The sequence below is a fragment of the Enterobacter cloacae complex sp. P18RS genome (assembly GCF_014982105.1).
Taxonomy (GTDB): Bacteria; Pseudomonadota; Gammaproteobacteria; order Enterobacterales; family Enterobacteriaceae; genus Enterobacter; species Enterobacter hormaechei_C.
In genome coordinates, this window is the sequence record NZ_JADCKV010000029.1 from 17,467 (window position 1) to 38,351 (window position 20,885).

Below are 20,885 nucleotides of genomic sequence, written 5' to 3' on the forward strand. Positions count from 1 at the left end.
TATACCTGGCTCTAAGTGCATTTCCAGCTGACGAGGATGTAGTGTAGAATGCTGCGTTTTCGCACTGAAAAACGTCAGGCTAAGAACAGCGGCCTCCAGGAATTCGTAAGGCATAATTATTTAACTATATGAAGAACATACGTAACTTTTCGATCATTGCTCACATCGATAATTGATACCCCGCCAGCCTCCGCAAACCTCCGACAAAAACGCCTCAAGATCCCCATCAAATCAGCATTTCCAAAAATTATACTGTTTGCATGCACAGTCAACCTACGACATCATAAGTCATGGTTTTTGTGTCCACCAGTGCGTCCATATCCTATGATGGACACATAACCTCCCGTTCTGATGGACACACGCAGGGACAAATCATGGCTATTTCAGATAGTTATCTAAAGTCGTGCCTTGGGCGCGAACGAGACAAAGTTGAAGAAAAGGCAGACCGTGATGGTCTGTGGGTACGCATCTCCAAAAAGGGGGCCGTTACTTTTTTCTACCGATTCCGCTTCCTGGGCAAACAGGACAAGATGACGATCGGCAGCTATCCGGAGTTCGGATTAAAAGCCGCGCGCGATGAAGTCGCTAAGTGGGCCGCTATTCTTGCCCGTGGCGAAAACCCACGGATCAGGCAAAGCCTCGACAAAGCCAAGATTAACAGCCAGTACACCTTCGAAGAGCTGTTTCGCGAATGGCATTCAATGGTGTGCGTTCAGAAAGAAACGGCAGGACAGATTTTACGTACATTCGAATTGCACGTTTTCCCCAAGCTTGGTAAATACCCTGCGCATCAGCTCACGCTGCATAACTGGCTCACTGTGCTGGACCGATTGGCCCAGGGTTACAGCGAGATCACCCGGCGCGTAATCAGCAACGGCCGACAGTGTTATTCCTGGGCAGTGAAACGGCAGCTGCTGGAAGTTAACCCGCTGTCAGAAATGTCTGGGCGTGATTTCGGCATCCAGAAACAAATGGGTGAGCGAACCCTGGACCGTAAAGAACTGGCGATTGTCTGGCGAGCCATTGAGGATTCCCGCCTCATTGAGCGAAACAAGATCCTCTATAAATTGTCACTGATATGGGCGTGCAGGGTCGGCGAACTCCGGCAGGCTGAAGTCGCACACTTTGATTTTGAAGAAGGGATCTGGACTGTTCCATGGGAAAACCACAAGACAGGGCGGAAGACAAAGAAACCGATAATTCGACCTATCATCCCGGAAATGCTCCCGCTGATAAAACGGGCCATTGAGCTGGCGCCAGGACGCTTTGTTTTTTCAAAATATGAAGACAAGCCGATGAGTGAAGGCTTTCACATGAGCATCAGCAGCAACCTAGTTAAGTTCATGCTGAAGGCTTATAACGAGCAGGTCCCACACTTTACTATTCATGACCTACGCAGAACTGCGCGAACGAATTTCTCAGAGCTAACCGAGCCGCATATCGCCGAGATAATGCTGGGGCACAAACTGCCTGGTGTGTGGTCGGTGTACGACAAGCACACCTATGTGGAGGAAATGAGAGTGGCATATGGTAAGTGGTGGGCCCGACTTATGAGCATCGTCGAGCCCGACATTCTGGAGTTCACGCCGCGTCAGGTCGGGTGAGACGGCCTTTATCATCACGGGTTAGATTCAGGTGAGACATCGGCTTACGGGTTGAACGTGACATCTCTTTAATCTGCCAGGCAGTGACTTTAGTTCTTAGCCATTTATTGGGGCCACCCATGTAAGCGCAATCGGGCTCAGGAAAAGGGTTCTCGTTTGGGGCTCTTTTCCTGTAGCGTTCGAGCGTACGTGAGGAAATACACAGCTGCCCGCAGATGTCTTTAGTGCTCATCAGCTCAAATTTATTGGTTGCTTTGCTCATCTTCGTTCTCCAAGGGCCCCAACCGGGGCCGTTTGATAATTCTTTATCAGGACGCCTGGCCGGGAAGGGCACGCAAGCGGCGCATGCCGGTCATTGCCGTGGCCACATAGCTCGCCTTGCGGTTCACCACCTCCACCCAGACCTTCACGCCTTCAACCTTCACCGTATACGTCTCTTTCATCTTGCTGCGCCCATAGTCGCCGTATCTTTGCTGGTGGGCAGTCAGTGCGATGTCGCATGCCTGTCGCGCGATAGGAGACTGCTGATTACCGCGGTTAATCAGTTTCATGCTTCACCGCCTTCATTCTTCTCGGCTTCAACCGCCATCTGCTCAAGCCGTCGCGATAACTCGGCAGCCAGTGTCTGGAATTCTTCCTCGGTCGCCACCGGGATCGGCACAAAGCGAATCCCTATGTGCGCCAGGTGGTTGGCGATTTCGAGGCTTGTCCTCAAATCAACTGGTGAGGCTCTGTTCATGCGGCGCGATCCTCTTCCTGGAAGATAATTTCCATTTCCAGCTTCTCGGCCAGGGCATTCTCCGCGCGGGCGCCAGCGGAGTGCTCCCAGCCTTCAAGCATGTAGATAGCATCAGCACAGCGAAGCATTGACAGGCAGATGTCCATATACTCGGCCTGGGTTAATCCATCTGGTAGACGGGCAGGATTCAGAACAATATGGCCTTTCGACCAGAGATGAAAATGCGCATGGTTAAAAGCGGCACGGTTAAAATTAGGTAGGCCGCTCATCGGCCCGGCAATATAAACTTTCACGATTCCACTCCGAAGCGGCGATTAATCCGCCCTGTGTATACGACGAACTCCAGGAGGCTAACTCCCAGAGCTTCAATTTTCTTGTGATGCTTGTTGATGATGGGAGGCACTGTTTCGTTCCAGTTAGGCTTTGGCTTCTTGCGCATGGCCTGCTGGATTTCCTCGGTGCGGCGGCGGCAGGCGGCGCGGATGGCGTTGTCTGTTTCAGATGTCATAACCGCTCCATATAAGCCCGGATAAATTCAGCCGCAGCCTGTGCGTTTATGGCATTACCGTAGCCTTTGAGTCTGCCGACGCGGTTGCTGCTTGCCACTCTTGCCACCCCGGGCTCGACTCGTCCCAGGCGCGCGGCAGCCCCATCAACCAGCGGGAATGTGCCGGGTTCAACTGGACGCCATTTGCCATCTCGACAAAAGAGCCAGTCCGCATCTCTCCAAAAACCGTTAACCTCAAGGGTGCTACTAAACCCTGCTCCGCAGCGTAATCCAGTCTGTCGAACGTCCGATCCTTCCCATCGCTCCTGATTACTGTTTTCCCGCTCCCTTTGTGATCGCTCGCCGTTGGTGTTGGCCACGCTGCCAGCATTACGGTCCCTGGAAGCTTCAAGCACACTTTCGGTGACCCGTCCACATTCTTCCCGCTGTAGCAATGAGTCGATCCGGTTGAGTCGTTCGCCACCGGAGTTTGCCACCCAATAAGCCCGTTCTCTGATGTGCGGCGCACCGATGCCCGCTGACGTAAACGGCACAAGCCCGAAGGCGTATTCCATTCCTTCCAGGTCAGCTTGTACAAGGTCGAACCATGCGTTTGCGTTACCTGCTGCAACCTGTTCGCCAAAGACATGCTGAGGTCTGCGCTCGCTGATGAGGTGGAAGAAGTGTGGCCAAAGGTGCCGCTCGTCAGCAAACCCATCTCCTTTGCCTGCCGCGCTGAAAGGCTGGCACGGACAGGAACCGGTCCAGACTGGTTTATCGTCAGGCCATCCGGCGATCCGCAGGGAATGAGACCAGACGCCAATTCCGGCGAAGAAGTGGCACTGCGTGAATCCTCGCAGATCGTCAGGTGTGACATCTTCAATACTCCTTTCATCAACTTCGCCTGGGGCGATATGGCCGCCTGCGATTAAGTTCCGAAGCCACTGGGCAGCGAACGGGTCGATTTCGTTGTAATAAGCTGCTGGCGTCATGCGGCCTCCGTCTTAACAACATCGATGGCGCAGCCGGGTAGCAGTTCAACCGCGGCGGTGGCGCACTGATTTCCCCAGTGAGCCCAGCCCGGGGCCGCGCTGCGGCTGAACAACTCAATGCGAGGCACATCACCGTAAAGCAGCTCCAGCCGATGGCGCACTTCCCACGGCTTTTCGCTGTGCGCGCCGAGCGGGCTGTAGACAACCTGCTTAATCCCGGCGTGCTTACGTTCCAGCCCGGCGCCGCGGGTAGCAATCAGTAGGTCTTCGGTATTGGCCCGGGTGTGGTTTCCACCGTTCATGCGCGTCTCGGCGTTTAGCAGGTTGAGGAAGTCGTAAAAGTCGGTTACTTCACCCTCGTCCAGCGCCTTGTTGATGCGCAGCTCGGCGTTCTGGTTCAGCTTCACCCAGGTAAAGCCTTTCATTGTGCGAACGGTAAAGCCCCAGGCCTCGGCAAGTTCGATAGCCTCCTGGTTATGTGTGCCGGTGTACCACATCGCCAGCACCGCGTTATCGGCGGCAAGTTCCCACACTGGCAGGCGCTTGATGTCGATGAGCTTCATGGTGGAGTAGTGATCGGCAGCGGCGCCGTTGCTGATGGTGTTGCCGTAAGACCAGGGCGGATCTGCGTAGATAAGAGAGTATTTTCCGGTCATGCATCCTCCTGCTCCGGATCGTTAACATCCCAGCCATTACGCTCAATATTGGTTTGCAGCCGCTTATCTCCGACCTCATCAATGCTGCGGCCGGTAATATCTGCGACTTCGGCGTTTGAGTGTCGCCACAGCAGCGCAAGCTCTTCGGTAGTCCATTCAGGCATGACTTTACCTCCTGACGATCGGGCAAGTGAGTTGCGCTTGCTGCGCACGGAGTAGATAGATCGGCCGGTTGCCGCGGCGATTTCCTCGGGAGAGAACCGGCCAAACAGAAACAACTCTGCTTTGGTCCACTTCCTTAGGTTGGTGTTGGCTGGGAATTTCACATCGAGGCGAGCAGCCTGTGTGTAAACGGCGCGCTCACTTCTCTCCAGTTTTTCGGCAATCAATGAGACGGGCATCTGTCCGGCAACTTCATGCAGGAACAGGTTTTCCCATGGTTGCCAGTGATTTGCTCCAATTGTTACCTCCACTGTTCGCCAAACGTGAAGCCGATCTCCGCCAGCGCCTCGTCCATCTTCTCGATGAACTCCGGCACCATTTCGTTGAAGTCGGACATGTACCGCGGATCCCGCTCAACGACGACGTGGTGAATACCTTCGCGTTTCATGCGCGGGTCGTAGTTGGCAAAGAACCAGGCTTCTTTCCCGGTCACCCACATGCTGTACTGCACCTGGGCCATATACGCAGACTTGATGGCTTCGAAACCGCCAAGGCGGAATTTCATGAAGTCGCGGGAGGTGAACGGGCATTTCAATTCGAGGCCGAAATCGTTACTGCACAGGCCGTCCGGGGAACACGCGGTACGCATGCTCTCGTCACGGAACAAAATCGGAGACTCCGTGACTTTCACGTCAGTGGTGAACTCGAAGAGGGTACGAGCGTCTTCCTCGAACTGCTTGCCCCATGCCAGCGCCTTGGCGTTAACCTCTGGCGCTACGCCGGTGCATACCTCGGCGAGTAGGGTGTGGAAGTAGGACATTTTCATGCCCGTCCATTTGGTGCCAGATCGAGGCTTGGAAATGACGTTGTGAGCGTCAGAGGCAGTAATAACTCCGAGCCTTAATTTGGCCCATGCTTCATCACCTTGCTCTACGGTGGACACATCTATGCCGGTCCGGGCCAGGATAATTTCTGGTGTCATGCTGCCGCCTTCTTCTTGAGGAAGCCTAAGGCCTTAACTGCCTCGGCTTGGGTAAGCTCGGATGAATCGCGAATATCACGACGGAAAATTTGCGAACAGACTGGGAGCAGGTTTTCTTCCCATGTCTTATCCATTGCGATAAGGACGTCGTTAATCTCCTTGATAATTTCGTCCCCTGCTGGGGTTACATCGCGTTCTGGCTGGCGTTCTGCTGAGAAGTTGATACCTTCCTCACCCTCGGTATTAACATGGTCGATGGCGGCATCCAGGCGCTCACGTCGAGGCCAGTATTTTGCTGCCTGCTTCACGACCGTCTTTAGGATCATCTGCTCTTCATCGGTGACCCATGGACACTTCTTGCTGTTGTCAGATTTGTACTTCTTCCATGCTTCAGACCGGTCACGGATGGAGTAGATGGCATCGATGCGCATCGTATGGGTAAGGTAATCACCATCGTCAGTTTTTACCGTTACATACGCCCCTACAATGTCCCCGCGCTGCTCTTCAGTATCAAAGTCGTTGTAGATGTGGATCGGCGGCTTATCGAGCCCCTCGCGGCGGAACTGGTCGTTTCTTCGAACAATAGCCGACTGGCACCACTTAATGGCGCCAGACTGCTGCGCGATGTGCATCAGGCCCATGTAACTGATGTCGAGGCAAATAGCCCCTTTACGCGGAACCAGGTAAGCCAGCTTCTGAGCTGGGTTTAGCGAAATACCGATAGCCGCAACGTTGATGATCGCGTTCTGTGTGCTGGTCTGGTTCTGGAATGCAACTTTCGCGAGGTAGTCGTTGTTCTGAAATAGCTGGATGGCGAACTGACTTTCCTTCGCCCACACCATCCGCTCGTCAGTGGCCGCCTTAATGAAAAGCGGCTCCTGTTGTTTGACGAAATCAACAAGGGTTAAGCTCATAGTCCCTCCTTAAAATGGGCAGATTGGATGAAGGCGATCCCACTCTTCTTCGGCGCGGTCGTAACAGATGCGTGTGACATAGTCGTTATAGGCTTCCTCTGCCTTTTCACCGACTAGTGCCATTTGCGCTTCTTTTGGGAGAAACAGGCTACTCATTTGCAAAGCATATTTCGGGAACATGGCGATCAGTTCTTTCGCTCTGTCGTCGATCCACTTCTCTTTCTCGTCGGTAAGTTGCTGCTCAACCCAGCGCCGATCTTCGATTCGGTCGTAAGTGAGGTATGCGTTCATGGTTGCCTCAGTAATGGATTTTTGCGCAGGGGATCAGGTCATCTTTCAGAGCGGTAAGCACTTCGATAGCCTGCTCGCGGGTTAAGCTGGTTTGGCTGGTGAGCGCGTTAACGATGTTGGTGCCGACCGTTTTGCGGTGCTTCACATCGGCTTCACGTTTTGCCTGCTCATCGGCGATTCGCTTCTCTTCTGCCAGGCGTTTCTCTTCTGCCTGTTTTGCTTTGAGGCGCTCAGCTTCCACTGCCGCAGCTTTTTCTCTTTCCGCCCGCGCTTCTGCTTCCTGCTTCTCGCGTGCCGCACGCTGTTCAGCCTCGATGCGCTGGCGTTCTGCCAGCTCAGCACGGGCTTTCTCTTCGGCTTCACGGCGCGCTGCGGCTTCAATCTCCGCTTTGTGCTTAGCTTCGGCATCGCGGCGGGCCTGCTCTGCCGCCTCCTGCTTCAGCCGCTCGTCACGTTCACGCTGTGCCTGTTCCGCCTGGCGGCGCTGCTCTTCGCGGTCACGGTCGAAATCCTTGTTCATCAACAGAGCCATTTCGTGGTCTGCTTCTAACTTGGCCGCCAACTCCTGATCGAACTTGATGTTCATTTCCAGCGCCTCGGCGTGCAGCGCGTTCATGGCTTCTTCAGCCTTAATGCGTTCCTGCTCGGCCTCCCATTCGGTTAGAGGGCGGCGGGTCGCGTCGCGCAGGTCGTCGCAGGCATCAACGAATCGCTTAATTTCGGCCTCAGCGGGGCGCACAGCTTCTTTCAGGCGTTTTAGGTACTCTCGGCCTGGCTTTTCGATTGCAGTCTTACTGCGGGACACCTGCGCCGCCAGAGAGGCGACACGGTCACGGCCCTTCTTCGTGGACAGGTCCGGCACTTCGTTTACTGCCTGGCGGATTTGCTCGAGATAAGCGTCAAGGCCGCCCGCTACGTAAAGCACTGGCGCCTGCTCCGGCTTGATTTCGATGACTGTTAAGTCCGTTACTTCGCTCATGGTTTCTCCTGAAATTTGGATGTGCAGATCCCGCCCGCATAAGCCAGGCCGATCGGTTGAATAGGGGGTTAGGCTGTTTTTCTATGCCACGGATAACCGATGGCGACCTTCATTTCGTCGTAGGCTGCCATCCACATGGCGCCATCACCGATAAACAGGGCAATGGCTGCTTTACTCTGCGCTGCGCGCAGCAGGTGATGATTGATCATGCCTTCACCTCAACCTGTTTCATGAGGCCAGCGATATTCATCTGTTGGCGGTTCAGCGTCAGCTTGTCGCGCGGTGCCGATACCGACGTCAACTGCCACTCGTTATCGTTGAGCTTTTTGGCGGTGTACTGCTTGCTGTTGTGGGTGACTGTCATGAGGCCTCCCGAGCGAGGAGCATCGCGTCGGCAATGCTGTATGCATCGCTTGCTAAATCACTAAACGCTCCATAGTTGCATTCGCTGCTGATGATTCCCTGCATAGCCTTAGCTGCAAAGTAGTCACGGATCGTCATGTCATCTGTATTGACTGAAACTTCTTCTGGATATGGCTTGTCATCAAACCGGTAAAGCAGGTCGTAATTGCCGGCATCGTCAAAGCTGGTGACTTCGTACGCCCAGCGGTGACCCGCCCATTCAAATGACTGGCCATTTCTGGCGCCGTCGGATCGCGCTTTCAGATAAGCAGCATGGTCATCAGAGTTTTTATAAACCTTCATGGTGTATTTCATAATCATCTCCGCGCTTAAGCCGCGCCGCTGAACGTTAACAAAGACTTCTGCGCTAATGGGCGGTGGATGGCCGCCGGTTGTCATAAATTGGCAGACTCGAAAATCTGCCTATGTATGGCCGATAAAAAACCCGCCGGAGCGGGTTAGTTCGTATTCAATGAAAGAGCCGATGTTCGCGGCCAGTAGTATTTTGGTTTCGCTCTCGACCCAGGCTTTGGGCCAACGCAGACGATGTAACTTTCTTCTTTTCGCGGCAGCGTTGATGCATCGAGTTCATTGCGGAACCGGGAATGCAGAATGCTTTTCCCTGCCGGAATTACCTCAACCACAGTGCCAATCTTTACCTTCTCAGCGCCACCTGCCTGGCTAGACCAAATAACCTCGTCATCTTCCTTGAAGCGCTTAACCTGCTTTAATCCCATTGCCTTACCCTCTGTCGTTACCCGCTGATGCGGGAGAAATGCTTTGGTCGGTGTGGTGTTTCGCACCTTGCTGGCCTATGCGAATGTCTATCCAGCCGCTTCCAGGTCGTTCCGAAGAACACACCACACCCCAAAACATTCCAGTTACGCACCATTGCCGCTCTCCCTGAGCCCGCCGGGCGTCCGACGCATGGTTTACTGTCGCGCCGTTCGACTGACCGAATATCCACTTCGCCGCTGGCTAACTTCGCTCAGCTGTCGATGTTTCGTTTCGATGGGTTGATAATAGCGATGAGTATTGTTTATAGCAATGCGTATTGATATTAAATAATAGCAATTGCTATTAATACATTGATAACTAAAAGAATTTATTTTTCAAATGTGCGTGACGAAGTGCGCTGTGATAGGGTTGCGTTGTTTTTTTTGAAAAGGAGCGCGAGATGAAATACTTGAAAGCTTTATTGTTTATCTTTGGGGTGATGTTGTTCGGGGCGAGCGTGAAGATGGATGTGGGCGGTGATTCACCATTCCTGGCGTTCCTGTGCTATGGATTTTTTGCTGTGTCTATCATGATTGCGTGGTGTGAGATGAGAAAACTGCTGCTTGAGATTAAAGGCTAGGGAAGGGAAGGGAAGTAAAAAACCCGGCACGGTGGCCGGGTGGGGTGTTTAAAGTTTGGCAACCATTTTATCGATCGCTTCCAAACATGATTGTTTGTAAGGTCCATTTACTTTAACTCGGCGGTTCATAACCCTTACGCTTCCGGTCGGTAAAATGGAGAACGGGCAACCCTTAGCAAATGCCACAACCCCGGTGGTTTGAAAATCTTTAATATTTACGATTCCATCATCGACATCATTAAAATCGAATATGTGCGGGTGGCTTATTAGAAGTTGTTGAATATCATTGTCAATGGAATTCAAAACGGCAGCATAGGCGGATGCTGGACCCATATATTGAGTCAATCTATTTTTTGCAATCATATGCACTTTCGGAAGCGGCCTGTCAACGGCATTAAGCTTGTTAGCGAACGCATATGATGCATAGATGTCAGAAGGAAGTTTCAAACCGTAGATCAATGAAAAAGCGTTCTGTATAGCCCTTCTGGATGAATCATCAGCCATCACGGGAAGGATGAGCTTATCAATCGCAGCAAGAGCGATTTGAGTGTAGATTGAGAAACTTGGGTTGCAATCGACAAACAAAACATCATATTCGTCCCTGATCCCATCAATTAAATCATTTATCCAGTCAATGATACTTACCCAAGCGTTAGTCCCAGGTATTTGCTGGTTCGCCAATGTATTAATTGCATTTGCCTGAAGCTCAAGCAAAGGATCACCGCAAATTAATGAAATGTTGCTCGGTATATGGTCATTAAATGACTTTGGATGCGTAAGGTAGTCATGACTGTCGAAGTTAGGTTTCTGATATGGCGTCGGGAGGCGCATTTGGAAATATCCGCCTAAAGTGCATCTACTTGCCAGGTCATGCCTGGTGAGAAGATTGATACTGCCATTACCAATCAGCCCGCCAAGGAAAAGCTCTGAAAGATTAGCCTGTGGGCAAACATCAATAACTAACACCCTCTCTAATGGGTTGGTCTCTGCATATCTGCAAATAGCTTGGAAAGATAAACTAGTCTTGCCGGTGCCGCCTTTGTTATTCCAAATTGCATACTTCTTCATAACGCCCCCGCTGGTTAACGATGTCATTAATGGTCAACCTAATGACCAATGGTAAACGATTAACCAATGGTGACACCGTTAACCACAAAGGTCAATCTTTTGGTAAACCGTTTACCAGTGGTTACATCGGTAACCAACAAAAAGGCCGCATTTCTGCGACCTCATTGTTGGATTAGTTCCTACCAGCTATGCGCCGACCAGAACACCTTGCCGATCAGTCGGAAGTCAAAGTTTGTTATACGCAATAGACTCATGGATCAGCGCTTTACCCATGATGTACAGCTGATCCTGATTATCTTCCGTCACATACCAGTCTTTGTATGCCGGGTTATCTGAAAGCACGGCTAATTGTAACCCCTGCATTTGCAGGCGCTTAACATGGAAGTGTTGCCCGAAGACAAACGCATACACCCCATCAACTTTGAAACTTCTTACTGATACGTCGAAGAACAGGCGATCACCAGACTGGATTGTCGGGCACATGCTGTCGCCGTCAACTGTCATTACCTTCACATCATGCTGAGGGCGATTTCCGAAGAGGGAACGCGCATGCTCAGTTGTGAACTCGATAGCGTGCAGAACCTCAACAAATTCAGAAATCATAAATGAGCCGGGCCCAGCACTTACGGTCAGATCGAGAACATCCACCCTGAAAACATCTTGAACGATATTGGAAGGCGAAGCAGGTGTAGGTTGCTGCCCATCACTTCGCATCGGTCCAACTCCGGTTGAGAGCCACTCAGATCGAACGCCAAGCGCATTGGCTATCTCAACGATTTTAGTAGAGCCACGGGCATTGCCACTGGTCAGCCTCCAGATAGTGGGCTGAGCAACTCCAGACGCCTTAGCCAAAGCGCCCTGAGACATGCCAGATAGTTCCATCGCCTGATTCAGGCGTTCTGCAAGAGTTTCTTTTTTCATGAGTTTAAATTTATACGCTTGCGTATTGATGGTCAAAACACGTTTAGCTATTGCCTAAATCAATACGCATTGCTATTATCAATTCACACCAATACTCATAGGAATTGGAATATGACGAACAAAACCATCCAGCGCGCCATTGATATCGCTGGTAGCCAGAAGAAATTAGCCGACCTTTGCGGTGTGGCGCAGCCGACGGTATGGCGCTGGTTGCACGGCGGCGGCATTGATGCCCGCTACGTAATGAAGATTGTCACAGCAACCAACGGCAAGCTTAAACCAGCAGATATCCGTCCAGATCTCGCCCAGCTCCTTGGGGCAAATAACACAGCCGCTTAACGGCGGCCCTAACCACGAAAGGGAAAGCAATGCATTCACTTGCGTATCAACACAATACCGGAATACATCCGGGAGCGATGATAAACCGCGCTCAACCTAAGGCAGCGCCGGACCACGAAAAGATCCGCGATGCGGTCCGGGCATGGTCGTCGGCGCTGGACAATCAGGACGTCGTTTCGGCGCTGATCATCAACGAATACCGGGAGCAGGGCGGGGCCGCTATCAGCTTTCCGGAAGACATCAGCCGGGCGCGCCAGAAGCTGTTCCGCTTCCTTGACAACCGTTTCGACTCCGAACAGTACCGCGAGAACGTGCGCCAGCTGACACCCGCAATCATGGCGGTCCTGCCTGTTGAGTATCGCCACCGCCTTCTCCCAGAAGACAGCTTTATGTCCCGCTTAGCGCGACTTGAGAAGGAAACGAGCGAGGCGAAAGTGGCCGTTGCGATGAACGCTCCGCGTCACCAGAAGATCAAGGAAATCAGTGAGGGGATTGTAGAGATGTTCCGTGTCGACCCGGATCTGACCGCGCCGCTGATGGCTATGGTCACTTCGATGTTGGGGGTTATGTGATGGGAAGTTTCAAAAATGGCGAAAGCCAGTCTGCGCGAACAGAACTGGCCTTCAGATGCAAATCGTGTGCACTCATTGCAGGAGGAATAATGGCAAAAAATCCACGCTATTACCATACCGCTGTACATAAAAACATAACCCGCGACCGCTTCATCCGCTCGGTTAATCCGATTGTGGCCGAGAAGATGCGCGCCATCCTGGAAGAACTGAAACGCAAGGAGAGCGGTCGTGGATAACCTCGCAAAAGTAATACCTTTCAGACCGTCTGTAACGGTCGTGGAGCGTCAGGTGGCAGATATCGATGATGGGTATACCCGCATCGCTAACGAGCTGCTGGAAGCGGTTATGGCTGCTGATTTAACGGCTCGCCAGCTGAAGGTCGTTCTGGCGGTGATCCGCAAAACCTACGGGTTCGGGAAAAAGTTTGACCGCATTACCAATACCCAGATTTCGGCGATGACCGGTATTCACCATACGCATGTCTGCAAGGCCAAGAACGAGATGATTGCAATGAACATCATCGTTACCAATGGCATGGCGATCGGGGTGAATAAGGTGATTTCTGACTGGAATTTCAGCATTAGCCAAAATGGCAAATCATTAGCCGAAACAGCTAATGAAACATTAGCCAAGTCAGCTAATACCCATAAGCCAACTCAGCTAAACACAAAAGAAACTATTCAAAAGAAAGAAAGAAAAGATCCCCCTAAATCCCCCCAGGGGGAAAACTCACTCGCTCAGGAGGTGATGGATTACTTCAACGAGCTAACGGGTAGTCGTTGTGCTGCGCTGGCACCTTTCGAGAAAGCTCTCTCCACGGTGAAGAGCAAAGACCAGTGCTACACCGCTGAAGAGCTGAAACTCGTTATCCGCTGGGCCCATGTGAACTGGGGTCACAGCTTCAAGCCAGAGAACCTGTGCCGTATGACCCGCTTTGATGGATACCTGTCAGACGCCCTGATATGGGCAGATGGTCATGGAAGCAACCCGAAAGCCTGTCCGCACGAAGAGATCATCAAGCTCTGGAATGAAAAATTCCCTTCGAAGGCCGTTTCACTGCATGAGTGGAACCGCCGCCGTCCGGCCTATCGAGACCTGGAAGCTGTGTGGAACGGCAAAACCACCCAGGGCAACTGGCGAGAACTGAAGCACATGGGAATGGCCTTCGAGCTGATTAGCAAGTCTTCCCTGTTCGGCACCAGAGGCGATCAGCCATGGCTGACTCTCGACTGGATACTGAATCCGAAGAACTGGGGATCTGTCTACGAGCAGGCCATCAACGAGCACCGTGAGCGCAAGGGAGTGAAAGCATGAGCCGTTTTATTGATTTATACGTTGAGCAGGCCGTCATCGGCGGAATAATGCTTGCAGCAGGTCGCCCAGAGGGTGCGGACATGGCTACCGATGCGATTGAGGGGCTGACTGAGGACCACTTCACAGCAACGCCTCACAAGGTGGCTCTGCGGTCCTATAAGCGCCTTAACGAATCCGGTTCGAAGATAGACCTGCTTACGCTGACCAGCGACCTTGAGCGACTCGGGGTGCTTGAGAGTGCGGGCGGATTCGCTTACCTGGCTGAATGCAGCAAAAACACACCGTCGTTCGCGAACCTTGCCTCGTACTGCGAAAAGTTGCGGGAAATGCATCTCGGCCGCCGGATGACCCTGGCGCTACAGGTAGGGATCCAGAAGCTGTCCGAACCATCCAGTGAGGGTATCGCTGACATCATCGGCAACATACAGGCGGATATCTCTGGCATCGAGCACAACACCGACTACGGCACCGAGCACATCACCACCGGGATCGACATGTCCCTCGAGACTATCCAGTCGATTATCAGCGGTGATATCTGGAAGCACAAAACCGAGCTGGGCATGGCGACCATCGACAGCGCATTCGGCGGGTTCAACAACACCGATTTCATCGTTGTCGGCGGGCGCCCTGGCATGGGGAAAACTATGTTCAGCACCACCGTGACCGAGACAGTCGGCCTGAAAAACAAAAAGCCGGTGCTGTTCTTCAGTCTCGAGATGCCAGTGGAACAAATCTCTGAGCGAGTCGCGTTCCACCGGGCCCGGGTGAGCAAAGAGGATTTACTCAGCAAGCAGAGCGGCGTGATGGATGGTGCCTGGGGAAAGGTCGGCCACTGCATGAAGGATTTCATCGAAGCCCCGATCTATATCAACGACAAGCCATCCCTCAGCGTTCATCAGGTGCGAGCGGAAGCCAGGCGAATGAGCAAGAAACTGGGTGGACTTGGTGTGGTCATTGTCGATTACCTCCAGAAGATGCGCATGTCTGACCCTGAGAACATGAACCGCAGCGTAGGGGAGATCGCCACCGGCCTGAAGAACCTGGCGAAAGAGTTGCGTTGCCCGGTCATCGCACTGGCTCAGCTTAACCGTAAGGTCGAAGAACGTGCTAATAAGCGCCCGGTCGCAGCTGACCTCCGCGAGTCCGGTGTTATCGAGCAGGAAGCCGATGTGATTTTCATGATCTACCGGGATGAGAAATACAACCCGAACACCGAACTGAAAGGCATCACCGAAATCATCTGTGTGAAGTCCCGGCATGCGCCGGGGGCAGAAAAGACCTACCACTTCAGCAGCCGCTACTCCGGCCTGGACCCGGTAGATTTCACCTACAGCGGCCAGATGCAACAGGAGTCTGACTATGAGTGCTAAGACGATGAAAGGCAAACAGGCAATTCTGCGTTATCTCGAAACGCACAGGACATTTACCGCGAAGGATGTGGCCACAGAGTGCGGCATGACCATCAACTGCATCACGAAGAACGCTATCGATCTGGAGCGGGCCCGCAAGATTGTGCGCGTGAGCAAGGTCTGGCGAACGGTGACTTATCGCCTGGCTACGCCGGAAGAGCAGGCTGGTACCGCGCGCAGCTGCACCAACGGAATATTTCAGGAGTGCCGCAACAGCGCGGCTATGAAGCGAGTATTGATGGTTTTGGGGAGGGTAGGGGTATGACACGCATCCGTAACTTTGGCTGGAATCGCCTGAAGCTGGCCACCCTGTCATACGACGAACTCAATCAGCTTGAGGAGCAGGTGAAACTCGAACACGCCTGCAAAGACGGCATCCACATGTACGACAAAGCAGGTCGTGACAAGCTCGATGCTCTGAGTTGGGCCGTATACAACAAGCAGAAGCGGGAGGCCGCCCAATGAGCAACATCGACAAACTGAAATCAGCCGCAGCGAAAGCGGTCGATAACTTCGACCCGAATATGTTCGTTGAAACTCGCGACGTGCTGGCGCTGCTGGATGAGCTGGAAGCCAAAGACAAGCAGATCGACGATCTGAAAGCAACGGCGGCACATTCCAATGCTGGATGGACGGAGGCGCATAGACAGGAAGCCAGGGCTGAAGCCGCAGAGAAACGGATTGCTGACCAGTGCGGAATCATCGCATCGGCGAGGAAGTTCATCAGCGAGTACGCTGGTCTTGGTGATGTTGGCGCTGCTGAGTTCATAAAAATAATCGACCGCGCCGCAGTCGGTAAAGGAGAGGCATCATGAACACTCTTACCAAAGAATGGCTACTGAAGACCATCGCGGAGCTCGAAGAAGAGCGAGATGCTGTGCCTGGCATCGTAAACGAAGATGCTGCGATGTCTCTGGCGGCGATGAAGATTGCGCTGGCATCGCTCGAAGCGGAGGCTGTTGGCGAGGTTGTCCTCGGTGAGTATGACGATTGCGGATGCCACCCGGATGCGAAGGTGGTGTGCATAGCCGCTGATGGACAGGCTGATTGGGAGAATTTCAAAGATGGCACTCGGTTATACACCGCCCCGCCAGCGCCGGTATCTGTGCCCGATGGCGTGCTTAAAAGCCTCTTACCTGATGCTGAGAAGTCCGAGTTCTGGTTTGAGCATGATGGAAAAATCTTGTTTGAAGGTGTGAAGTTTAACAATGCAGTGTTTGACGCCTGCCGCGCCGTCATGCTTCAGGGTGCCGATGGCAACTCTCCTGTGATTCCGGATGGTTGGGTGGCTTGCAGTGATCGGATGCCGGAGCAGTTTAAGGCCATCCTGGCATTCAATGAGTATGGAGAAGTTTGGTCTGGTGCGTATGACAGGTACTGGAATTTCTATTGCGATAATCTGTTAGTAGAGCATGTCACGCACTGGATGCCACTGCCAAATCCTCCTAAGGAGTAATTTATGAAATTCTTACCAGTTGTTGGCTGGGAGGGAATCTACCAGGTTAATGATGGTGGAGATGTACTAAGCATACCTAGGGTAATTTTGAGGAGAGATGGCTCTAAACAGCGATTTAAAGGAAAGAAACTAAAACCGTTTTTAAACGAGGCAGGCTATCTCGTTGTCAGGTTGAGTGATGCCTCAAATGGCCGAAGGGAAGTTGCAAGAGTGCATAGGTTAGTAGCAGAGGCGTTTATACCGAATCCAAATGCCAAGCCAGAGGTTAACCATATCGATGGGGATAAATCCAACCCATCCTTAAGCAATCTTGAGTGGGTTACACCCCATGAAAATAGGCTACACGCCTTGAATACAGGGCTAAGAAATCGGTCACACCTTCCAGCATACAAAGGGGAGATGCAGGCTAATTCGAAATTAAACGATGCAAGTATAATGGAAATAAGATCGCTTAGATGGTCTGGGGTTTCATACGGAGTGCTATCTAAACGATATGGAGTTTCTAAAAGAACCATTATCAGGGTTGTTACTGGAGAATCATGGTCTCACTTACCAATGCCAGAAGCACCGCAGCAGGAGGCATGATGTACGACAATTACACCATCAACCGCTGCGACGCCATGGAGTGGCTTGCAGGGCATTACCCAACCTTCCCGGACAGGATGCCAGATGTGCCGCTTAAGGCCGACTGGTGTAGCGCCAGCCTGTTCAGAGGGTGGAGTTTCGTTATCTTGCTCGATGGTTCACTGGTCTTTGCTGACTGCCTGTCACCTCCCATCCGGGCAGAAGACATGGCTGGCTTCAAACTGCCTGAGTTGACATAGCTACCATACAAGCGATATGGGAATCCCCATATCGAGAGCCATGGCCTCTTCGGAGGCCTTTTTCTCGCATTGATAATTCAGAATCAACCAGCCATAATATCAGTGCCGTCGGAGTTGAACGCCCGACGGTAAGACTTCTGCGCATTTAAGGGGACTTAAATGCGACCACAATCTGAACTCCTCACCCTGTCACAGATGCTTAACGGCACCTGCGATTTTCTGCATTCTGCGGTTTCCGTTAAGGAGGCCGTATGACTCTGCCAGTAGACGGCATCAAACTCCATCGCGGCAACTTCGCGGCCATAGGACAGCAAATTCAGCCATTGCTGGATGCAGGCCAGTGCTTCCGCCTTCAGGTCAAGCCGTGGCGCGAGAAGCGCAGCCTGTCTCAAAACGCACTCTTTCATCTTTGGATGGGAGAAATCAGCGAATACCTCATCAAATCCGGGCGTACCGACGCAACGCCGGAATGGGTTAAGCGCAACCTCAAAAAGACGTACCTCGGCTGCGAAGAAGTCACCTATACCGACTTCATTACCGGTGCGAAAGAAACCTCATGGGAGCCTCGACACACCTCCCTCCTCGACACTGGAGAGATGCATATCTTCATGTGCAAGGTCGAAGCCTGGTGCGCCCAGTTCGGCCTGGCGCTGACAATCCCGAACGGTTGCGAGTACCAGCAGCTGCGCGATAAGCAGGAGGCCTGATGTCAACTCCACTTTCCCGCGTCATCACAAACGAAATATTCCGCGTTCCGGCACGCCGCAAGCGCAAGCCCGCGGTTAAGCCGTCCGAAATCCCGACACTGAAGGGCTACACCGCCCGCCCGGTGGATCAGAAATGGCTGCGTCTCGCGGCGAGGAGAAAATCCGCATGAGCATGTATCAACGCATTAATGGCGGTGACTGGCGCAATATCTTCGTCGTCGGGGATCTGCATGGGTGCTACACGCTGCTGATGAATGAGCTCGAAAAAGTTTCGTTCGACCCTGCGCGTGATTTGCTGATCTCGGTTGGTGACCTTGTTGACCGCGGCGCGGAAAACGTCGAATGCCTGGATCTGATTACTATGCCGTGGTTCCGTGCTGTGCGCGGAAACCATGAGCAGATGATGATTGATGGGCTGTCGGATTATGGAAACGTCAATCACTGGCTGGTGAATGGTGGCGGCTGGTTCTTCAATCTCGACTATGACAAAGAAGTGCTGGCTAAGGCTCTGGTTCACAAAGCAGCTGAGCTGCCACTAGTCATCGAGCTGGTTACCGCTGAGCGTAAAATCGTTATCTGCCACGCTGACTACCCGCATAACGAATATGCGTTCGATAAGCCCGTCCCGAAAGATATGGTCATCTGGAATCGTGAGAGGGTTAGCGACGCTCAGGACGGCATTGTCTCGCCGATATCCGGTGCCGATCTGTTTATCTTCGGGCACACCCCAGCGCGCCAGCCCCTGAAGTATGCCAACCAGATGTACATCGATACCGGTGCCGTGTTCTGCGGAAACCTCACGTTGGTACAGGTCCAAGGTGGTGACCATGAGTAAAACCTACCGCAGCAAGAAGTGGCTCGCCGCAGTCGGCCAGATTGAGCAATGCGTCCTGTGCGGAGCCTGGGGCGTGCAGGTGGCACACCGCAACGAGGGAAAGGGTATCGGAATGAAAACAGACGACTGCGCCACCGCCGCTATCTGTGTCACCTGCCATTCAGAGATTGATAACGGGAAGGGGCTGAGTCGTGACGAGCGCCGCCAGTTAATGGATCGCGCCATCGTCCTGACCATTATCCAGATTGCCCGTCGTGGCTTGGTGGTGCCTGCATGAAAATCTACGACATCACACCAATCGGCAAGCCTCGCATGACTCAGCGTGATCGATGGCATAAACGGCCAGCAACAGCAGCGTACTGGGCATACAAAGAACAGGTCCGGTTGCTTGGCATCCGTCTGCCTGAGTCCGGATATCACATCACGTTCGTCATCCCCATGCCGAAGAGCTGGAGTAAGACAAAGCGGGCGCAATATGTCGGCCAGCCTCACCAACAAAAGCCTGACAAAGACAATCTGGAAAAAGCTCTGCTGGATGCAGTGTTTGACGAGGATAGCCATGTCTGGGACGGACGGGTAACCAAAATCTGGGGAGAAACCGGGCAAATTATCATCGGGGAGGCCACATGAAGCCAGAAACGCTTGAGGTACTCCGCGCGCGCTGGCAGCGCCTTCGCATCTACCGCTTCCGGGGATCGGTGCTGGTGGATTACCGCATCCTTCGTAATTTTGTTCGCATCTATCATTCAGCAGGAGCCGCATAATGAACCTCGAAAACACCGTGAAATACCACTTCGCCAAGTCGACGCTTATTAGCGACTCTCCGCGCGCCACTGCTTCAGATTCACTGACCGGGACGGATGTTATGGCGGCCATGGGCATGACCCAAGAACGCGCTGGCATGGGATACAGTGCCTTCCTCGGAAAGATGGGTATCAGTTACAACGACCGGGCGAGGGCGATCGAGCTTCTAGCAGAGTATGCACTGACAAAATGCGATAGCGTAGCGGCGCTGCGCAAGCTTGACGACAGTGTTAAGCCGCTGGTGATGCACCAGTTGGCCGCCTTCGCTTTTGAAGATTATTCTCGCAGCGCCGCCAGCGTGAAACAGTGTGACTGCTGCTCGGGTCAGGGATTCATTGAGGCTGATGTTTTCACGATGAAATCGCACTACACCATGAAGCTTCCACAGTGGGCAAAAGACCTTAAGCAGTCGCCTAGTGATTTCGAAGTTAAACGCCAGGTGAAAGAGGTGGTGCGGGTTCTGTGTTCGGCCTGCAAAGGTAAGAAAGTTGTCAGTTGCGCCTGTAAAGACTGCCACGGGCGCGGTAAAGCAGTGAATCAGGTCCTCACTGAAAAGCAGGGCGTGCCGGTTCTGGCCGACTGTAAGCGTTGCGGCGGACGTGGATATGAGCGTATCCCCTCGACTGAGGCATATGCGGCTGTTTGCCGTATTACCGATGCGATATCTGTTGCCACTTGGGAAAAGTCCGTTAAGCGGTTCTATGACCAGCTGATCACAAAATTCGACATTGAAGAAGCTTGGGCGGAGGCGCAACTCAAGCAGATAACAAGATAGCGCTCAAGAAAATAGCCCATTAATTCATAGTGGGCTATTTACATTTCCGGAATCTGTGTTAATTTCTCTCTAACGATGGGTTACTGCATTCGTTGAGTAGTAACACAAACAAGCCCTGCGGTTTACACCGTGGGGCTTTTGCATTTCTGGAGGGGAAGAAAATGCACATTTAGGCGGGTAGGCCGTAACCGAAAGGTAATGCAGCAGTCATGATGCTGCCCCGAGTCTCCGCGTAGAGAGCCAGACGCAGGTCCGAACTGCGACATACCGCTGGTGAGGGTTAATCGAGGAAAGGG

General features: G+C 52.7%; 38 protein-coding genes. 20 read left to right on the forward strand and 18 right to left on the reverse strand.

The annotated features are described in order from the left end of the window. Window positions 1-374 precede the first annotated feature (374 nt). Window positions 375-1,604 (forward strand): site-specific integrase, encoded by a 1,230-nt coding sequence (locus INF61_RS20195; RefSeq protein ID WP_048981735.1) that lies wholly within the window; start codon window positions 375-377, stop codon window positions 1,602-1,604. On the opposite strand, the gene xis is transcribed toward INF61_RS20195, so the two are convergent. From xis to INF61_RS20275, 16 genes are all read right to left on the reverse strand, one after another. Next, window positions 1,582-1,866 (reverse strand): excisionase Xis, encoded by a 285-nt coding sequence (gene xis, locus INF61_RS20200; RefSeq protein WP_022651668.1) that lies wholly within the window; start codon window positions 1,864-1,866, stop codon window positions 1,582-1,584. The genes INF61_RS20195 and xis overlap by 23 nt on opposite strands. Window positions 1,867-1,912: 46 nt before the next feature. After that, window positions 1,913-2,155, reverse strand: coding sequence for a DUF4060 family protein (locus tag INF61_RS20205; protein ID WP_057057841.1), 243 nt, complete (start codon window positions 2,153-2,155; stop codon window positions 1,913-1,915). Further along, window positions 2,152-2,343: a DUF1382 family protein gene (locus tag INF61_RS20210; protein ID WP_063946825.1), complete on the reverse strand. Its 192-nt coding sequence runs from the start codon at window positions 2,341-2,343 to the stop codon at window positions 2,152-2,154. Before INF61_RS20210 ends, INF61_RS20205 begins: the two co-directional genes overlap by 4 nt. After that, a complete protein-coding gene (locus INF61_RS20215; RefSeq protein WP_001514150.1) occupies window positions 2,340-2,636 on the reverse strand; it encodes a DUF4406 domain-containing protein in 297 nt (98 codons plus the stop codon). Before INF61_RS20215 ends, INF61_RS20210 begins: the two co-directional genes overlap by 4 nt. Continuing rightward, the gene (locus INF61_RS20220) at window positions 2,633-2,851 is read right to left on the reverse strand and encodes a hypothetical protein (protein ID WP_063946824.1); all 219 of its coding nucleotides are present in this window, start codon (window positions 2,849-2,851) and stop codon (window positions 2,633-2,635) included. The genes INF61_RS20215 and INF61_RS20220 overlap by 4 nt, the downstream gene beginning before the upstream one ends. Next, a complete protein-coding gene (locus INF61_RS20225) occupies window positions 2,848-3,822 on the reverse strand; it encodes a DNA cytosine methyltransferase (RefSeq protein WP_193548053.1) in 975 nt (324 codons plus the stop codon). The genes INF61_RS20220 and INF61_RS20225 overlap by 4 nt, the downstream gene beginning before the upstream one ends. Beyond that, entirely contained in the window at window positions 3,819-4,478 is a 660-nt protein-coding gene (locus INF61_RS20230) for an MT-A70 family methyltransferase (protein ID WP_193548054.1), read from the reverse strand. The genes INF61_RS20225 and INF61_RS20230 overlap by 4 nt, the downstream gene beginning before the upstream one ends. Continuing rightward, window positions 4,475-4,951 (reverse strand): hypothetical protein, encoded by a 477-nt coding sequence (locus tag INF61_RS22950; protein WP_227413527.1) that lies wholly within the window; start codon window positions 4,949-4,951, stop codon window positions 4,475-4,477. The genes INF61_RS20230 and INF61_RS22950 overlap by 4 nt, the downstream gene beginning before the upstream one ends. After that, window positions 4,942-5,622: a lambda exonuclease family protein gene (locus INF61_RS20240; protein WP_193548055.1), complete on the reverse strand. Its 681-nt coding sequence runs from the start codon at window positions 5,620-5,622 to the stop codon at window positions 4,942-4,944. The genes INF61_RS22950 and INF61_RS20240 overlap by 10 nt, the downstream gene beginning before the upstream one ends. Further along, window positions 5,619-6,536, reverse strand: coding sequence for a recombinase RecT (locus tag INF61_RS20245; RefSeq protein WP_000059964.1), 918 nt, complete (start codon window positions 6,534-6,536; stop codon window positions 5,619-5,621). Before INF61_RS20245 ends, INF61_RS20240 begins: the two co-directional genes overlap by 4 nt. 9 nt (window positions 6,537-6,545) lie before the next feature. After that, complete coding sequence (gene gamL, locus INF61_RS20250; protein WP_047357431.1) at window positions 6,546-6,827, reverse strand: host nuclease inhibitor GamL; 282 nt, start codon at window positions 6,825-6,827, stop codon at window positions 6,546-6,548. A 7-nt stretch (window positions 6,828-6,834) separates the two neighbouring features. Beyond that, the gene (locus tag INF61_RS20255) at window positions 6,835-7,806 is read right to left on the reverse strand and encodes a hypothetical protein (RefSeq protein ID WP_063946820.1); all 972 of its coding nucleotides are present in this window, start codon (window positions 7,804-7,806) and stop codon (window positions 6,835-6,837) included. 68 nt (window positions 7,807-7,874) lie between these two features. Continuing rightward, complete coding sequence (locus INF61_RS20260; protein ID WP_023327239.1) at window positions 7,875-8,015, reverse strand: host cell division inhibitory peptide Kil; 141 nt, start codon at window positions 8,013-8,015, stop codon at window positions 7,875-7,877. Continuing rightward, window positions 8,012-8,170 (reverse strand): hypothetical protein, encoded by a 159-nt coding sequence (locus INF61_RS20265; RefSeq protein WP_063946819.1) that lies wholly within the window; start codon window positions 8,168-8,170, stop codon window positions 8,012-8,014. The genes INF61_RS20260 and INF61_RS20265 overlap by 4 nt, the downstream gene beginning before the upstream one ends. Further along, entirely contained in the window at window positions 8,167-8,523 is a 357-nt protein-coding gene (locus tag INF61_RS20270; RefSeq protein ID WP_063946818.1) for a hypothetical protein, read from the reverse strand. The genes INF61_RS20265 and INF61_RS20270 overlap by 4 nt, the downstream gene beginning before the upstream one ends. Window positions 8,524-8,666: 143 nt before the next feature. Beyond that, window positions 8,667-8,945: a hypothetical protein gene (locus tag INF61_RS20275; RefSeq protein WP_058655845.1), complete on the reverse strand. Its 279-nt coding sequence runs from the start codon at window positions 8,943-8,945 to the stop codon at window positions 8,667-8,669. A gap of 440 nt (window positions 8,946-9,385) precedes the next feature. On the opposite strand from INF61_RS20275, the gene INF61_RS20280 reads away from it, so the two are divergent. Then, a complete protein-coding gene (locus INF61_RS20280; RefSeq protein ID WP_193548056.1) occupies window positions 9,386-9,565 on the forward strand; it encodes a hypothetical protein in 180 nt (59 codons plus the stop codon). A gap of 48 nt (window positions 9,566-9,613) precedes the next feature. On the opposite strand, the gene INF61_RS20285 is transcribed toward INF61_RS20280, so the two are convergent. Beyond that, a complete protein-coding gene (locus tag INF61_RS20285; RefSeq protein ID WP_193548057.1) occupies window positions 9,614-10,633 on the reverse strand; it encodes an AAA family ATPase in 1,020 nt (339 codons plus the stop codon). A gap of 225 nt (window positions 10,634-10,858) precedes the next feature. Then, window positions 10,859-11,554, reverse strand: coding sequence for a helix-turn-helix transcriptional regulator (locus INF61_RS20290; protein ID WP_193548058.1), 696 nt, complete (start codon window positions 11,552-11,554; stop codon window positions 10,859-10,861). Between the two features lie 111 nt (window positions 11,555-11,665). Between INF61_RS20290 and INF61_RS20295 the strand changes: the two genes are divergently transcribed. The 18 genes from INF61_RS20295 (at window position 11,666) to INF61_RS20380 (ending at window position 20,589) form a co-directional block, all read left to right on the forward strand. Further along, window positions 11,666-11,893: a helix-turn-helix domain-containing protein gene (locus INF61_RS20295; protein WP_045348771.1), complete on the forward strand. Its 228-nt coding sequence runs from the start codon at window positions 11,666-11,668 to the stop codon at window positions 11,891-11,893. Between the two features lie 29 nt (window positions 11,894-11,922). Beyond that, window positions 11,923-12,465, forward strand: coding sequence for a toxin YdaT domain-containing protein (locus INF61_RS20300; RefSeq protein ID WP_193548059.1), 543 nt, complete (start codon window positions 11,923-11,925; stop codon window positions 12,463-12,465). A gap of 89 nt (window positions 12,466-12,554) precedes the next feature. After that, window positions 12,555-12,701, forward strand: a complete 147-nt coding sequence (locus INF61_RS20305) for a hypothetical protein (RefSeq protein WP_015571544.1) — start codon at window positions 12,555-12,557, stop codon at window positions 12,699-12,701. Beyond that, the gene (locus INF61_RS20310; protein ID WP_063845048.1) at window positions 12,694-13,779 is read left to right on the forward strand and encodes a replication protein; all 1,086 of its coding nucleotides are present in this window, start codon (window positions 12,694-12,696) and stop codon (window positions 13,777-13,779) included. The genes INF61_RS20305 and INF61_RS20310 overlap by 8 nt, the downstream gene beginning before the upstream one ends. Then, window positions 13,776-15,149, forward strand: a complete 1,374-nt coding sequence (locus INF61_RS20315) for a replicative DNA helicase (RefSeq protein ID WP_063845047.1) — start codon at window positions 13,776-13,778, stop codon at window positions 15,147-15,149. The genes INF61_RS20310 and INF61_RS20315 overlap by 4 nt, the downstream gene beginning before the upstream one ends. A gap of 4 nt (window positions 15,150-15,153) precedes the next feature. Next, window positions 15,154-15,453, forward strand: coding sequence for a hypothetical protein (locus tag INF61_RS20320; protein WP_058655460.1), 300 nt, complete (start codon window positions 15,154-15,156; stop codon window positions 15,451-15,453). After that, window positions 15,450-15,653 (forward strand): hypothetical protein, encoded by a 204-nt coding sequence (locus tag INF61_RS20325; protein ID WP_045332625.1) that lies wholly within the window; start codon window positions 15,450-15,452, stop codon window positions 15,651-15,653. The genes INF61_RS20320 and INF61_RS20325 overlap by 4 nt, the downstream gene beginning before the upstream one ends. Then, the gene (locus INF61_RS20330; RefSeq protein WP_181522280.1) at window positions 15,650-16,003 is read left to right on the forward strand and encodes a hypothetical protein; all 354 of its coding nucleotides are present in this window, start codon (window positions 15,650-15,652) and stop codon (window positions 16,001-16,003) included. Before INF61_RS20325 ends, INF61_RS20330 begins: the two co-directional genes overlap by 4 nt. Beyond that, complete coding sequence (locus tag INF61_RS20335; RefSeq protein WP_193548060.1) at window positions 16,000-16,644, forward strand: DUF551 domain-containing protein; 645 nt, start codon at window positions 16,000-16,002, stop codon at window positions 16,642-16,644. Before INF61_RS20330 ends, INF61_RS20335 begins: the two co-directional genes overlap by 4 nt. A gap of 3 nt (window positions 16,645-16,647) precedes the next feature. After that, window positions 16,648-17,229, forward strand: a complete 582-nt coding sequence (locus INF61_RS20340) for an NUMOD4 domain-containing protein (RefSeq protein WP_058663667.1) — start codon at window positions 16,648-16,650, stop codon at window positions 17,227-17,229. Continuing rightward, complete coding sequence (locus INF61_RS20345; RefSeq protein WP_126680751.1) at window positions 17,226-17,468, forward strand: hypothetical protein; 243 nt, start codon at window positions 17,226-17,228, stop codon at window positions 17,466-17,468. The genes INF61_RS20340 and INF61_RS20345 overlap by 4 nt, the downstream gene beginning before the upstream one ends. Window positions 17,469-17,719: 251 nt before the next feature. Continuing rightward, window positions 17,720-18,175 (forward strand): YbcN family protein, encoded by a 456-nt coding sequence (locus tag INF61_RS20350; RefSeq protein WP_058647155.1) that lies wholly within the window; start codon window positions 17,720-17,722, stop codon window positions 18,173-18,175. Further along, complete coding sequence (locus tag INF61_RS20355; protein ID WP_063863320.1) at window positions 18,175-18,345, forward strand: NinE family protein; 171 nt, start codon at window positions 18,175-18,177, stop codon at window positions 18,343-18,345. Before INF61_RS20350 ends, INF61_RS20355 begins: the two co-directional genes overlap by 1 nt. Further along, window positions 18,342-19,010 (forward strand): serine/threonine protein phosphatase, encoded by a 669-nt coding sequence (locus INF61_RS20360; protein ID WP_058685338.1) that lies wholly within the window; start codon window positions 18,342-18,344, stop codon window positions 19,008-19,010. Before INF61_RS20355 ends, INF61_RS20360 begins: the two co-directional genes overlap by 4 nt. Beyond that, window positions 19,003-19,287 carry a hypothetical protein gene (locus tag INF61_RS20365; RefSeq protein WP_000048136.1) on the forward strand — a complete coding sequence of 95 codons (285 nt, stop codon included), beginning with the start codon at window positions 19,003-19,005 and terminating at the stop codon, window positions 19,285-19,287. The genes INF61_RS20360 and INF61_RS20365 overlap by 8 nt, the downstream gene beginning before the upstream one ends. Beyond that, on the forward strand, window positions 19,284-19,640 hold the full coding sequence (locus INF61_RS20370; protein WP_193548061.1) for a RusA family crossover junction endodeoxyribonuclease: 357 nt from the start codon (window positions 19,284-19,286) through the stop codon (window positions 19,638-19,640). The genes INF61_RS20365 and INF61_RS20370 overlap by 4 nt, the downstream gene beginning before the upstream one ends. Continuing rightward, the gene (locus tag INF61_RS20375) at window positions 19,637-19,774 is read left to right on the forward strand and encodes a YlcG family protein (RefSeq protein ID WP_039270104.1); all 138 of its coding nucleotides are present in this window, start codon (window positions 19,637-19,639) and stop codon (window positions 19,772-19,774) included. The genes INF61_RS20370 and INF61_RS20375 overlap by 4 nt, the downstream gene beginning before the upstream one ends. Then, on the forward strand, window positions 19,774-20,589 hold the full coding sequence (locus INF61_RS20380) for an antitermination protein (protein ID WP_193548062.1): 816 nt from the start codon (window positions 19,774-19,776) through the stop codon (window positions 20,587-20,589). The genes INF61_RS20375 and INF61_RS20380 overlap by 1 nt, the downstream gene beginning before the upstream one ends. The last annotated feature ends 296 nt before the right edge of the window (window positions 20,590-20,885 follow it).